Below are 13,087 nucleotides of genomic sequence, written 5' to 3'. Positions count from 1 at the left end.
ATGAGCGCCGGGCGCCGACCTGTGACACCCTGCCGCCAAGGGCACGTCTGGAGACCACGGACGGGCCTGACCAGTGCAGAGGAGCACGCGTGCCGGACATCGGGGCCCCGCCCGCCATCGGTGTGCCCGCCCAGAGGGAGCCCGTCGAGATGAGCGCCGCGCTGGACGAGGAGAGCGACCACGTCGCACTGCGCCTCGCCATCGACGCGGCGGGGGTCGGCGCCTTCGTCTGGGACCTGGTCAGCGGACGCCTGCGCTGGGACGAGCGGCTGCTCGAGCTCTTCGGCCTCGACGAGACGACGTTCGGCGGCAGCATCGAGGCCTTCAACGAGTGCGTCCACCCCGACGACCTCCCCCGCGTGAGCGCTGCCCTCGAGCGCGCGATCGCGACCTGTGGTGACTACGACGCGGAGTACCGCGTGGTGATGCCCGGCGGCGCGGTGCGATGGATCGCGGCCCGCGGCCGCGCCTTCGCCGAGACCGAGGGCGGACCCGCCGTACGCCTGGTGGGCGCGGCCTACGACACGACCCAGGTCCGTGAGGGCGAGGCCCGCATCGGCCGGGTCCTCGAGTCGATGTCCTCCGCGTTCTACCAGCTCGACGACGAGTGGCGCTTCGCCTACGTCAACTCCGAGGCCGAGCGCCTGCTCGGCGCCGGTCGCACCCACCTGGTGGGCCGATCGGTCTGGGAGGAGTTCCCGGCAGCGGTCGGCAGCGCCTTCGAGACCAACTACCGCGAGGCCGTCGCCACCGGTCGGCCGGTGTCGTTCGAGGCCTACTACCCACCACCGCTCGACGGGTGGTACGAGGTGCGGGCCTGGCCCTCGCCCGAGGGCCTCGCGGTCTACTTCGTCGACATCACCGAGCGTCGCGAGGCCCAGGACGCGCTGGCCCGCTCTGCCCAACGCCTGGCACTGCTCGCGTCGGTCTCCGAGGGGCTCACCGGCACCCTCGACCCCGTCGAGGGCGTGACCCTGCTCTCGACCCTCCTGGTCCCGGCCCTGGCCGACTGGTGCCTGGTCACGCTGGTCGACGACCCCCATGCCGCGGACTGGCGACGCGGGCTCACGGACGCCGGGTGGACCCACGCCGACCCGAGGATGCACGACACGCTGCGCGAGTACGCCTCGCTCCGGCTGCGCGCGATGACCGACGAGTCCTACCTCGCCCGGGCGATCCGGGACATGGCCACCGTCCTGATGACGTCCGACGCCACCGACAAGGTCGCGGCCGTGCTCCGCGAGGGGACCGCCCGGGACCGCCTGCACGAACTGGCGCCGGAGTCCGCGGTGGCCGTGCCGCTGCGGGCGCGCGGTCGGACCGTGGGCGTCGTGACCGTGTTCCGCGGGGACGAGCGCCCCGCGTTCACCGAGGACGACGCGTCCCTGCTGGAGGACATCGCCGCCCGCGCCGGACTGGCCCTCGACAACGCGCGGCTCTACGAGGAGCAGCGTGACGTCGCCGAGGCCCTGCAGCGCAGCATGCTCACCGACCCGCCCCACACGCCGCACCTGCAGGTCGTCACCCGCTACTCCCCCGCGAGCGACGCGGCCCGCATCGGCGGAGACTGGTACGACGCGTTCCTCCAGCAGAACCGGGGCCCGGGCAACAACGACGTCGTGGTCGTCGTCGGCGACGTCGTGGGCCACGACGTCGAGGCCGCGGCCGCCATGGGACAGGTGCGTGGACTGCTGCGCGGCATCGCCGTGCACAGCGGCTACTCCCCTGCGGCGGTGCTCTCGGGGGTCGACCAGGTGATGGACTCCCTGCACCTCGAGACCACCGCGACCGCTGTCGTGGCGCGGCTCGAGCACCACCCGCGGCCCGGTGCCGCAGCCGGCGAGGAGGTCGTGCTGCGCTGGGCGCACGCGGGTCACCCGCCCGCCATGCTCGTGGGCCCGGACGGCGTGGTCATCAGGCTGGCCGACGTGGAGGACAACGACCTCCTGCTGGGGCTCGACCCGGACACGAAGCGTGCCGAGCGGGCGGCGTTCCTCGAGCCGGGCTCGACGCTGCTCTTCTACACCGACGGACTGGTCGAGCGGCGTGGCCGAGACGTCGAGCAGGGCATCGCCGACCTCGAGGAGCTGCTCCGCGAGCTGGATCCCCGCACCGCCGACCTCGACGCGATGTGCGACCGGCTGCTCAGCCGGATGATCGGCGACCAGCCGGAGGACGACGTGGCGCTCCTCGTCGTGCGGTGGGATCCCAGCACAGCTGCTTGAAATCTTCACTTCTTGGGTGAACAGGCGTTTACCACGCGGTGGTGGTGGGTAGTGGACATGGTGCTGACTCGGGTCGGCGCCACCACCCACGAGAGGAAACAGTGCCCCGCACACCACACCACACCGAGGTCGGAACGAGCGCCGTCGCCACGGCGGTCGCGCACGACGTCATCGCCTCGCTCGACCACGACCCGGAGCTCTACGTGCCGGGCACGCTCGCCGCGCTCCCCGGGAGCCGTACGGTGACGTGGCGGACCGCCTGCAGCACCCGGTGCCCGCACCCGGACCGTCGCTGCCACCGTTCGCACGCGGCGTGGGCCAACGACGACCGCACCCACGCCCTGCTCTCCGCCGACCCCGCCGCCGAGGCGGGCGCGGTGCACGCGGAGGCGGACTCCCGCCCCCGCGTGCCGGCACAGCGCGGGATCAGCGGCCGCGCCTGACGGCCTTCGTGACGTCGAACAGCGTGGTGCTGCCGGAGACCTCGTTGCCGACCGCCACGAGCGGTCGCCCCGTCGGTGAGTCGTCGCCGGCGATGAAGGTGATCCCCTCCGGACCCAGGTCGCCGGCCGCGGCGAGGTCGCTCGACCCGTTGGCCGCGAAGCTCCGGTTGTTCACCCAGGTGACGAACTGGGGACGGGCCGGGTCGGTGACGTCGTGGACCATCACGCCGCCGACGCGCTCGAGGCCGACGAAGGCGTAGGTGCGCCCGTTGACCTTGCCGATCGCGACGCCCTCGGGCTCGGGTCCCTTGTCGTCGCTGCGGTTGTCGGCCGACGAGGTGCCGTGGTCGGAGTTGAACAGGACACCTGCAGTGCCGGAGGTGATGCGCTCGAGCTGGTCGCCAGTGTCCGACACGAGCGTGCCGTCGCTGGTGAAGACCGAGATGTCGCGGCCGCCGAAGCCGTAGAGCGTGTCGTAGCAGGTGCCAGCGGCGTTGAGGCCGTCGGCCTTGGTGATCTTCAGCCGGCCCACGTTCGCGAACCCGTCGCCCGCCCTGACCGCGTCGCAGGCGGGCTTGAGTCCGTTCTTGCCCAGGTCACCGACCCGGACCTCCTCGGAGTAGCCGTCCCAGTCGCGGGTGTCACCCTCGTTGGCCGTGACCAGGTAGGTCGCGCCCCTGACCTGGTACGCCACGATCGCGTCGGGCTGGCGGAAGGTCCGCACGTTGGCGTAGGTGCGGATGGCCACGCCGTCCCGGTCGCTCGCGTCGAAGGGGACCTTGGAGCGGTCGACCGTGCCGAGCGACCAGACGTCCCGGACCGAGGCCGAGCGGAGGTCGACGACGGCGACACCGTTCGCCTCCTGGAGGGTGACGTACGCCGTCCTCGACTGCTGGTCGACCGCGACGTACTCCGGCTCGAGGTTCTCCGAGACCGGGTACGTCGGCGTGCCGGTGCCCGCGTCGACGCGACCGCCGTAGACGCGGATGCCACCGGGCAGCGCGGCGCCCTCGAAGGCGTGGAAGCCCGCGGAGCGGACCGCCGACTGCGCGGGTGCCGAGACCGACGCGGGAAGGTCGACGACCGAGACCGTGCCCTCCGGGTCGACCGAGTAGTCCTCGGCAGGCTCGCCCTCGTTGGCGACGACGGCGCGGGAGCCGTCGGGGGTGATGGTGACCATGTCGGGCAGCGCGCCGACCCGGACCGCACCGAGCGCGGCGCCGTCACCGGCAGCGTCGAAGAAGACGAGCCAGCCGTTGTCGGTCTTGTCGTCGGCCTCGACGGCGATCACGCCGAGCCCGTCCTCGCGGACCGCCACCGAGTTGGCCACCGCCCCGGCGTCGACCGTGGTGCCGTCGGACGCTGCGACGCCGGTGGTCTGGAGGTCGAACAGCTTCGTGGGCGCGGTGGCGTCCGAGGCGTCCAGCACCTCGACCTTGGCCTGGGCGGCGTTGACGACCAGGAGTCGCTCGCCGGCCGCGTAGTACTCGACGATCTCCGCTGCCGACTCGTCGAACACCCCCGTCTCGTAGGTGCCGACCGGGGCCAGCGCGATCGCCGCGCCGGGCGCGGAGGTCTGCACGGGGTCGGTGACGAGGGCCGCCGTGGCGGTCCCGAGGGGCAGCGCCGCGCAGAGGGCGGTCGTGGTGGCGAGCGCCGCGAGGCGCCGGGAACGGGGGGTGGATGTCATGGGCCGCACGCTAGGAAGCGGCGGTGACGCACCGGCGACGTCGCGGTGAACGCCAGCGCGGACCCGCGTGACGATCGTCCCCGGGCGGCGCGGGTCAGCGCGCGTCGAGCACCCCGGCCACGAGGTCGGGGTTGTCGCTGAAGATCCCGTCGACGCCTGCGTCGAGGAACGCGCGTGCCTCGGCCGCGAGGTCGCCGGGGGCGTTCGGGTCGGTGCCGATCCGGAAGTTGGTCGCCATGAACTGGTTCTCCCGGCGCAGCGTCCAGACATGCACGACCAGGCCCGCGGCGTGGGCGTCCGGCACGACGGCGCTGGGCACGGTCGTGGCGCCGCCGGTGCGCGGCAGCACCCGGTCCTTGTTCACCCCGACGCCGTCGGCGTAGGACGCGATGGCGGCCAGACCGGCCGGCGTGAGCAGGTCGGTGTAGGTGCGCGGGTCGCCGGCGGCGACGAGGTCGTACGGCGCTCCGCTCGCGTCGACGAGCTGCGCGAGCGGGACGTCGACCATGGTGTCGAGGTCGCGGAGGTTGGCGGTCTCGAAGGACTGGATGATCACCGGGTCGTCCGCGTCGTCCCACTGCCGCTTCTCGAGTGCGGCGACCAGTGGCTCCTCGAGCGAGAGGCCGATGGAGTCGAAGTAGGTCGGGTGCTTGGTCTCCGGGTAGATGCCCACGCCCTCGCGGCGGGCCAGCTTGATGACCTCGTCGAGGGTGGGGATGCGCTCCTGGCCGTCGTACGCCGTGTTGTCCGGGCGCACCAGCGGCAGCCGCTCGTTCGCGCGGAGCGTGCGCAGCTCCCGGTAGGTGAAGTCCTCGGTGAACCAGCCGGTGACGGACCTGCCGTCGATGGTCCTGGTGGTGCGTCGGTCGGCGAACTCGGGGTGCTCGGCGACGTCCGTGGTGCCGCCGATCTCGTTCTCGTGGCGGGCGACCAGCACGCCGTCCCTGGTCGAGACGAGGTCGGGCTCGATGTAGTCGGCCCCCTGCTCGATGGCGAGCTCGTAGGCCGCCAGGGTGTGCTCCGGCCGGTAGCCGGAAGCGCCGCGGTGGCCGATCAGGACCGGCTCGACCAGCGACGGCACGGTGTCGGCCGCAGGAGCGGCGCTGGCCGGTGCCGTGTTGAGGACGCTGGCGAGGACGGTGGTGAGGACGGTGGTGAGGGCGAGGGTTGCGCTCGAGGCGACGAACGAGGTCCGAGAGGTCATGTCGAGAGCCCACCGCGCCGGGGCGGCGGTGCGCCGACGGCGCGATGAACGCCGCGTGACGTCTCCGGGGCCACTGGAGGACGCCGGAGCCGTCCGGGCTCGCTCCGCGCTACGTGTAGCGCGGCTCTGGGTGTCTCGGGTGGGCGATACTGGGTTCGAATTTTATTGCCGCACTCGAGGCGATACTGGACGTAGGTGGACGATTGTGCCCCTGACCTGCGGAAACGTAATCTTGTATCGCCTCTCGGTGTGGACGGAATCGGACACTTCCTGCCATCCTTGTTGCACGTTGTTGCACGCGAGGGGACATGAGGCATGACGCGCAGACGCGGTTTCGGGACCATCCGCAAGCTTCCATCGGGCCGCTGGCAAGCCTCATACCTGGGTCCCGACACGATGCGGCACAAGGCACCCGTCACGTTCGAGGCTGCCGAGGACGCCGAGGGTTGGCTCACCGACAGGCGCCGCGAGATCAGCAGGGACGACTGGACCCCGCCGACCACCAGGCCGCCGATCACCTTCGGTGAGCACGCAGAACGCTGGCTGACGAATCGAACCCTGAAGCCGCGCAGCCGGTACCACTACCGCAAGATGCTCGACGCCAAGCTGCTGCCTACGTTCGAGAACATCGCGCTCAAGCACATCACCGCCGACCTCATCGATGACTGGTACTACCGACTCGGCGATGCGGCCCCTACGTCGCGAGCTCACGCCTACGGCCTCCTACGCACCATCCTCGGCGACGCCGTACAGCGTCGCCTGATCACCCACAATCCGTGCCATATCCGCGGTGCGGGCAACGTCAAACGCGCCAAACAGATCGAGCCCGCCACCCTGCCGGAGATCGAGGCACTCGCAAAGGCCATGCCGGAGCGCTACCAGCTGATGGTGCTGCTCGCCGCTTGGTGCGGCCTCCGGTTTGGGGAACTCACCGAGCTACGTCGACACGACGTAGACCTCACCCGAGGTGTCGTGAAGGTACGTCGCGCGGTGGTGCGGGTCGACGGGGAGTTCGTCGTTGGCACGCCGAAGTCCGACGCAGGCACTCGTGACGTCGCCATCCCTCCGCACCTGATACCCACGGTCAAGAGCCACTTAGCCAGCAACATCACGGGAGGCCGAGAAGGTCTGCTGTTTCCCGCGGCAGGCGACCCCACCAAGCACCTGGCCCCCGCCACGCTCTACAAGGTGTTCTACAAGGCGCGCGCCGAGGCCGGCCGACCCGACCTCCGCTTCCACGACCTTCGCCACACCGGCGCCGTACTTGCCGCCAGCACTGGCGCCACGCTCGCCGAGCTCATGGCACGTCTCGGACACTCGACCGCCGGCGCCGCGTTGCGGTACCAACACGCCGCGAAGAACCGGGACAAGGTCATAGCAGAAGCTCTCTCAGACATGGCCCTCAAACGCCTCTGACGGCCTCCGGCCTCCGGCCGCCTGGCGGGCTATCAGGGGTCATGGACTCGGCCGCGATGTGTGCCGTTGCCATCAGATGCCCCTCTGGCGACGGTGCGCACCTGCCACCTATGCACATGCTGACGCCCTGACCCTTAGTCAGTCGCAGCGGATGTCTGAACCGTGGCGGTGGATAGAGCAGCCGCATCCTAAGCGAAAGGTCGCAAGTTCGACTCTTGCCTGGGGCACCCAAGCGCAACGCCGCATACCACACCGAACTCCGGCCTTGACCTGCGGTTACTTGTTTTGACCATCTCGTTGTTACCAAGCCCGCACTAGTCGCGGTCGCTGTCGGTGAGCGCGTGAGCGGGGCCGGCGGGCACAACTTCCCCCCGTATTCCCCCGGGATTCGAACGCGGGCCTGCCACCGGAGCACCCGACTGCGCTCGTGCACCCGCTTACGCGATGCCAGGTGCCACATATCCCCTGCTCCAAGTTGCTCCCCTGCCAACACGCGATAGGGCCCGCCCCTCGACGGTGACCCCTACTATGGACCGACACTTCTTCGGCAAGACGCTAATCCCCTAGCCTCAATCGGGAGCGGCATTAGACCCGTGACGCTTCAGATACTCCTGGGAGTCCGCCGAATGGGCGGCCAGGCACGGTGGCAACTCATGGGGCGACGATGAGTGCCTGTGGGGCGGCGGCCTTCAGTCGGGTGTTGAGCCAGGTCAGTTGGCGTGCAGTGTGCGCGTTGGAGCTGGTGGCGACGTCAAGCAGCTCGTGGTCGCGCAGCCCTTGTGCTCCTTGGGCGATGACGGTCCAGGTCGTCTGCACGAGGGTTGCGAGGACGTGGAGGTCTTGCAGGTCGCGCAACAACCCGATGTCACCGTCTCGGCTCTCGGCGAGGCCGGCGGCGTGGAGGCGTTCGGGTTCGTCGACGTCGGCTTCACCGTAGCGCTCGATGATGGGTGCCAGTGCCGTGCGGTGTTCGTCGGACCAGCCTGCGAGGAGGCGGCAGGTGTGGAACACGTCGGCCGCCCGGGCGTGGCCCTCGGCGACGGTGCGGAACGAGTCGGCGAGGGTCTGTTCGCTGTGGTCGGCCAGCCCGATGTAGGTCGCCAAGTGTGGCATCAGCTGTCCTCCTGAGCGGGGTCGAGCGGGTAGGTCGGGGTTTCGGTAAGCGTGGTGCTGGTGGTCGGCCCACCGCCTTGGGTGGGGCGCGGACGGCGTCGGGGCGCCAGGTCACGCTCGGCTGGTGCGGATGCGCCCGTGGTGGGGGCAGGAGCGGGGCCGTCGCTTGCGCGCAAGCGGGTCACCTGGCACGCGGCGGTCTTGAAGGTCGGTTGCTTCGACACTGGATCCCAGACGGTCATGGTGAGCTCGTTAGCGAGCCGGTGGTTGGCGTCGTCGTGTCCTCCCCCGGCGGCGGCGGCCGGCTCCCAGTGGCCGTAGTGGAACGGTGCGAACACCGCGCCGTCCATGACGTCACCGACCCTGGCGCGGACTTCGATGGCACCGCGGGGGGATTTCACGCGTACCCAGTCGCCTTCGGCGATGCCGCGAGCATCTGCGTCGGTTGGGGAGATCTCGACCCACGCGTCCGGTGCCGCCCGGTTGAGGTCGGCGGAGCGGCCGGTCTTGGTGCGGGTGTGGAACTGGTAGACGGTGCGACCGGTGGTGTACCGCAGCGGGAAGTCGTCGGACGGCTCCTCGTGTGGTGGGGTGTACGGCGCGCCCTTGAGGAAGGCCCGTCCGGCGGGGCGCATGGCGCGGTGTTCTTGTTCGGTCACGGTGCCGCCGGTGATGAGGTCGTGGCCGTAGGTCTCGCAGTAGTCGGTGTCGGTCGGGAAGACGGCGTCGGCGTAGAGCCGGTCGGTGCCGTCGGGGTGCTCCTTGTTGACCGGCCACGGGATGCCCGTGGGGCCGCGGAGCTTGTCGTAGGACAGGCCGGTGTAGTCGACCGGCCGGCCGGCGGTGATGGCCGCCCACGCGTCGAAGGCCTCCTCGGCTGTTCGCCAGCCGAGCAGCGGCTCACCGGACCGGTTGGTGAAGCCCATGCGGTCGGCGTACATCAAGAAGATGTCGAGGTCGCTCTTGGCCTCCCCGGGCGGGTCGACGGCCTTCTCGGACAGGTGGACGGTCCGGTTGACGTTGGTGAAGCAGCCGGTCTTCTCACCCCACCCGGCGGCGGGCAGTACGACGTCGGCGAGCTCCGCGGTCTCAGTGAGGAAGAGGTCCTGCACCACGACGAAGCACTGGTCGCCTTCGAGGATGCGACGGATCCGCGCCGACTCGGGCATCGACACCGCCGGGTTCGTCGCCGAGATCCACAGGAGCTCGATGGAGCCGGTCTCGGCGTAGGAGAAGATCTGCATCGCGTGGGTGGGCGGTGCCCAGTGCGGGATGGTCATGACGTCGACGTCCCAGGCGTCGGCGAGCTGCTGCACGTGGTGGGGGTTGTCCCAGTTGCGGAAGCCCGGTAGGTCGCCGTCGGCGCCGCACTCGCGATTGTTCTGGGCGGTGGGCTGGCCGTTCATCTGCAGGATGCCGGCGCCAGGACGGCCGATCATCCCGCGCAGCAGGTGCAGGTTGTGTACGGCGACGGAGGCGGCCGTGGCCTGGTGCGACTGGTAGAAGCCCTGCAGGACGGTCGAGAGCACGGCCTCGCTCTCGCCGAAGATCCGCGCCGCGCGGCGCACGTCTTCGGGGTCCACACCGCAGATGTCGGCGACGTGCTCGGGGGTGTAGGGCTCGACCGTGGACCGGAGGTCGTCGAGGCCGAGCGTGTGCGCGGCCACCCAATCCTGGTCGACCCATCCGTTCACGAGGAGCTCGTGGGTCAGGCCGTTCATCAACGCGAGGTTGGTGCCCACGCGCGGCGCGAGGTGCACGCCGCCGGTGCGCTCGGCCTCCATGGCGACCAGGGTGCGTCGTGGGTCGACGCACACGATCCTCGCCGGGTCGTCGCCGCGCGTGCGGTCGAGGATGCGTGCCCAGAGGACGGTCTGGGTCTCGGGCATGTTGTGGCCGTAGAGGAAGACCGCGTCGCAGTGCTCGATGTCGGTGTAGGAGCCGGGCTGGCCGTCGGCGCCGAAGGACTCCTTGAACGCCGCGGCACTGGTGGCGGTGCACAGCCGGGTGTTGCCGTCCATGTGGGGCGTGCCGATCCCGGCCTTGCCGATGACGGCGAGGGCGTAGTACTCCTCGAGGAACAGCTGCCCCGAGGTGTAGAAGCCGTGGCTCAGGGGCCCCTTGGCGTCGAGGAGGGACTTCGACCGGTCCACGATGCGTCCCATGGCGGTCTCCCAGTCGGTCTCGACGAGCCGCCCGCCCTCGCGCACCAGCGGTCGGGTCAGCCGGTCGCTGGAGTTCGCCCATCGGGTGGACCCGTAGAGGCCCTTCGGGCCGAGGCGGCCGTGGTTGACCACGTCGGTCGCGCGGCCTCGGACCCCGACCATGCGGCCGTCCTTGACCGCGATGTCGACGCCGCAGCCGTTGCTGCACAGCAGGCAGGCCGACTGCACCCAGGAGTCGACACTTCCCTCATCGACCCCCGGGTCGAGGAACTGGTCCACTCGCGCAGGCCACACCGTGCCCTTCGTGTGCGGCGTACGAGCTCCGTAGATGTCGGCGATCCGGTCGCTCACGTCCATTCCTCCTTCGACACCCCAAACACTTTGCATGCCATAGCGCATAGACTGCGAGTGTGGCACGGCCCGACAAGGCCGGTCCACCCCCGCGGGGGTTACCCACAGCGGACACGGGCCGATGAGGCACGGAGCAGAACGGAGCCATGAAGATGACCGACGCAGAAGCCGCCGCCGTGGCGTTCATGACCGCCAGCCGAGCGCTGCTGGGGATGTCGTTGCGGTCCGTGGCGGCGGCCCCGGTCCCGTTGACGGTCCCCCAGCACCGGCTCCTCGTGCTGGTCTCCGCCGACGGTCCGCGACGCATCGGTACCCTGGCCGACGACCTGGGCGTGAACCAGTCGAACGCCAGCCGGCTGGTGGCCCGCCTGGTTGATCAGGGCCTCGTGCGGCGGGTCACCGACCCGGCGGACGGCCGGGCCTCGGTCGTCGAGGCCACTGCTGAGGGGCGGCGCGTCCTGGACGCGGTCAGCGAGCATCGTTTGCGCGAGCTGCGGGCCGTCGTAGCTGCCATGCCTTCCACCAGTTGGCGCCCCGCTGTGCAGGTACTGCATGCCTTCAATGCCGCAGCCCACGAGGCCGAAGCCGTGCCAGCGGGCACCGATGAGGAGGAACGATGAGGGCCCTGACCGTCCAACCCGGAACACCGGGGTCGCTGCGGGTGGAGGACGTACCCGACTCCGAGCCAGCCGCCGGTGAACTGCTGGTGCGCGGGCTCGCGGTCGGTGTGTGCGGCACCGACAAGGAGATCGTTCGCGGTGACTACGGCTGGCCTCCCTTCCCCGGCGAACGCCTGATCCTTGGCCACGAATCTCTCGGTCGCGTCGAGCAGGTGCCTTCGGGAAGCTCGTTCAGCACCGGTGACCTCGTCGTCGGGGTGGTGCGCCGTCCGGACCCGGAGCCGTGCGGGGCGTGCGCGGTCGACGAGTGGGACATGTGCCGCAACGGTCGCTACACCGAACGCGGGATCAAGGAGCTGCCCGGCTTCGGCAGCGAGTGGTGGACCGTCCCCGAGCGGTATGCCGTGCGTGTGGACGCCGGCCTGGGCCTCGCGGGGGTCCTCACCGAGCCCACCAGCGTGGTGGCCAAGGCGTGGGAGCAGGTGGACCGCGTCGGTGGGCGAGCGTGGTTCGACCCCCGCACGGTGCTCGTCACCGGCGCGGGACCCATCGGGCTCCTAGCAGCCATGATCGGGGTGCAACGCGGACTCGACGTGCACGTCCTCGACAGGGTCGACGACGGGGTCAAGCCCGACCTGGTACGCGACCTCGGGGCGACCTACCACCACACGAGCGTCGACCGGGTCGTCGACCGGGCACGACCCGACGTGGTCATCGAGACCACCGGGGCCGGATCTGTCGTCTTCGACGCAATCGCCGGCACCGGGTCCTACGGCATCGTCTGCCTCACCGGGGTGTCGCCGCGCGGACGGGACCTGACCGTGGACGCGGGCGCCCTCAACCGCAGCCTCGTGCTGGAGAACGACGCCGTCGTTGGGTCCGTCAACGCCAACCTGCGCCATTACCAAGTCGCCGCCGAGGCGCTCGCCGCCGCCGACCGGGACTGGCTGCGCCGGCTCATCACCACGACCGTCCCGCTCGACGAGGCGGCCTCCGCGTTCGACCGGCCGGGCGAGGACGTGAAGGTCGTCGTCACCCTCGAGGACGGAGTCGTTTGATGTGGACGACCGTCGGGTACGCCGCCGGCGCCTCACTACCGTTGCTCGCGGGTGCCATCGTCGGGGTGCGGTGGCAGCCGCCGCAGCGACTGGTGGCCTCCGTCCTCGCCTTCGCGGCCGGCGCGCTGATCGTGTCGGCGTCCTTCGAGTTGTTCGAGCCGGCCTACGAGGGCGGCGGCGCGTGGCGGGCCGGGCTGTCCTTCGCGGCGGGTGCGCTGGTCTTCGTGGTCGCGGACACGTGGCTCGACCGTCGTACGTCGGGCAGCGCCGCCGGGCTGGCTCTGCTGGCCGGGGTCACGCTCGACGGCATCCCGGAAAATACGGCGCTTGGGGTCTCACTCAACAGCACAGCCAGCGTGGCGCTGCTCGTCGCGGTGTTCGTCAGCAACTTCCCGGAGGCCCTGGCCGGCGCGCGGAGCATGCTGGACCGCGACCGCAGTCCAAGGTTCGTCATCGGAGTGTGGGGCGCCGCGACCGTGCTGCTTGGTGGGGCCGTGTTCGCTGGCCGGTACCTGTTCGTCGGCGCGGACCCTTCGACGCTGGCGTATCCGCTTGCTTTCGCGGGCGGTGCGGTACTTGCCTCCGTCATCGACACGCTCGCCCCCGAGGCGTTCGGTGACGGTGGCCCGGCCATCGCCCTGGCCAGCGCTGCAGGCTTCGTCACCGGCTTCCTGCTGAGCCTGTGACACCGAAGGCGGCCTCTGTGCAAGCGCGGGGCGACGCGTCCATCGGCGGCGGCGGATGCGTCGAACGAAGGCACACTGCAGGCCTCGGCAGACCTCGGCAGACCTCAGCGATAGTT

10 protein-coding genes are annotated in these 13,087 nt (G+C 70.6%); 6 read left to right on the top strand and 4 right to left on the bottom strand.

All coding sequences use genetic code 11. The features are described 5' to 3' along the window. Positions 1-89: 89 nt before the first annotated feature. Positions 90-2,225 (top strand): SpoIIE family protein phosphatase, encoded by a 2,136-nt coding sequence (locus tag JI751_RS08225; protein ID WP_201935386.1) that lies wholly within the window; start codon positions 90-92, stop codon positions 2,223-2,225. Positions 2,226-2,326: 101 nt separating this feature from the next. Further along, entirely contained in the window at positions 2,327-2,668 is a 342-nt protein-coding gene (locus JI751_RS08220) for a hypothetical protein (RefSeq protein WP_201935385.1), read from the top strand. Here the strand turns inward: JI751_RS08220 and JI751_RS08215 are convergent. Continuing rightward, positions 2,652-4,358, bottom strand: coding sequence for a choice-of-anchor I family protein (locus JI751_RS08215; RefSeq protein ID WP_201935384.1), 1,707 nt, complete (start codon positions 4,356-4,358; stop codon positions 2,652-2,654). The genes JI751_RS08220 and JI751_RS08215 overlap by 17 nt on opposite strands. 94 nt (positions 4,359-4,452) lie before the next feature. After that, positions 4,453-5,562: a glycerophosphodiester phosphodiesterase gene (locus JI751_RS08210; protein WP_201935383.1), complete on the bottom strand. Its 1,110-nt coding sequence runs from the start codon at positions 5,560-5,562 to the stop codon at positions 4,453-4,455. A gap of 315 nt (positions 5,563-5,877) precedes the next feature. Between JI751_RS08210 and JI751_RS08205 the strand changes: the two genes are divergently transcribed. Next, positions 5,878-6,978 (top strand): tyrosine-type recombinase/integrase, encoded by a 1,101-nt coding sequence (locus JI751_RS08205; RefSeq protein WP_201935382.1) that lies wholly within the window; start codon positions 5,878-5,880, stop codon positions 6,976-6,978. A gap of 651 nt (positions 6,979-7,629) precedes the next feature. On the opposite strand, the gene JI751_RS08200 is transcribed toward JI751_RS08205, so the two are convergent. Further along, positions 7,630-8,091, bottom strand: coding sequence for a hypothetical protein (locus JI751_RS08200; RefSeq protein WP_201935380.1), 462 nt, complete (start codon positions 8,089-8,091; stop codon positions 7,630-7,632). Continuing rightward, a complete protein-coding gene (locus JI751_RS08195; RefSeq protein ID WP_307814008.1) occupies positions 8,091-10,607 on the bottom strand; it encodes a molybdopterin oxidoreductase family protein in 2,517 nt (838 codons plus the stop codon). The genes JI751_RS08200 and JI751_RS08195 overlap by 1 nt, the downstream gene beginning before the upstream one ends. 146 nt (positions 10,608-10,753) lie before the next feature. On the opposite strand from JI751_RS08195, the gene JI751_RS08190 reads away from it, so the two are divergent. Genes JI751_RS08190 through JI751_RS08180 form a run of 3 tightly spaced genes read left to right on the top strand, consistent with a single transcriptional unit; the run spans position 10,754 to position 12,971 of the window. Next, the gene (locus tag JI751_RS08190) at positions 10,754-11,227 is read left to right on the top strand and encodes a MarR family winged helix-turn-helix transcriptional regulator (protein WP_201935378.1); all 474 of its coding nucleotides are present in this window, start codon (positions 10,754-10,756) and stop codon (positions 11,225-11,227) included. Continuing rightward, positions 11,224-12,285: a glucose 1-dehydrogenase gene (locus JI751_RS08185; protein ID WP_201935377.1), complete on the top strand. Its 1,062-nt coding sequence runs from the start codon at positions 11,224-11,226 to the stop codon at positions 12,283-12,285. The genes JI751_RS08190 and JI751_RS08185 overlap by 4 nt, the downstream gene beginning before the upstream one ends. After that, positions 12,285-12,971, top strand: a complete 687-nt coding sequence (locus JI751_RS08180; protein ID WP_201935376.1) for a ZIP family metal transporter — start codon at positions 12,285-12,287, stop codon at positions 12,969-12,971. The genes JI751_RS08185 and JI751_RS08180 overlap by 1 nt, the downstream gene beginning before the upstream one ends. Positions 12,972-13,087: the final 116 nt, after the last annotated feature.

Origin of the sequence: Nocardioides baculatus, from assembly GCF_016735675.1 — a bacterium.
Lineage (GTDB): Bacteria > Actinomycetota > Actinomycetes > Propionibacteriales > Nocardioidaceae > Nocardioides > Nocardioides baculatus.
This window is presented reverse-complemented; position numbering and strand designations above follow the sequence as displayed.

What these genes read in the sequence shown, in the direction of transcription:
- JI751_RS08185 (WP_201935377.1), top strand. Translation starts at nt 11,224, where the DNA reads ATGAGGGCCCTGACCGTCCAACCCGGAACACCGGGGTCGCTGCGGGTG.
- JI751_RS08180 (WP_201935376.1), top strand. Translation starts at nt 12,285, where the DNA reads ATGTGGACGACCGTCGGGTACGCCGCCGGCGCCTCACTACCGTTGCTC.
- JI751_RS08210 (WP_201935383.1), bottom strand. Translation starts at nt 5,562, where the DNA reads ATGACCTCTCGGACCTCGTTCGTCGCCTCGAGCGCAACCCTCGCCCTC.
- JI751_RS08200 (WP_201935380.1), bottom strand. Translation starts at nt 8,091, where the DNA reads ATGCCACACTTGGCGACCTACATCGGGCTGGCCGACCACAGCGAACAG.
- JI751_RS08215 (WP_201935384.1), bottom strand. Translation starts at nt 4,358, where the DNA reads ATGACATCCACCCCCCGTTCCCGGCGCCTCGCGGCGCTCGCCACCACG.
- JI751_RS08205 (WP_201935382.1), top strand. Translation starts at nt 5,878, where the DNA reads ATGACGCGCAGACGCGGTTTCGGGACCATCCGCAAGCTTCCATCGGGC.
- JI751_RS08190 (WP_201935378.1), top strand. Translation starts at nt 10,754, where the DNA reads ATGAAGATGACCGACGCAGAAGCCGCCGCCGTGGCGTTCATGACCGCC.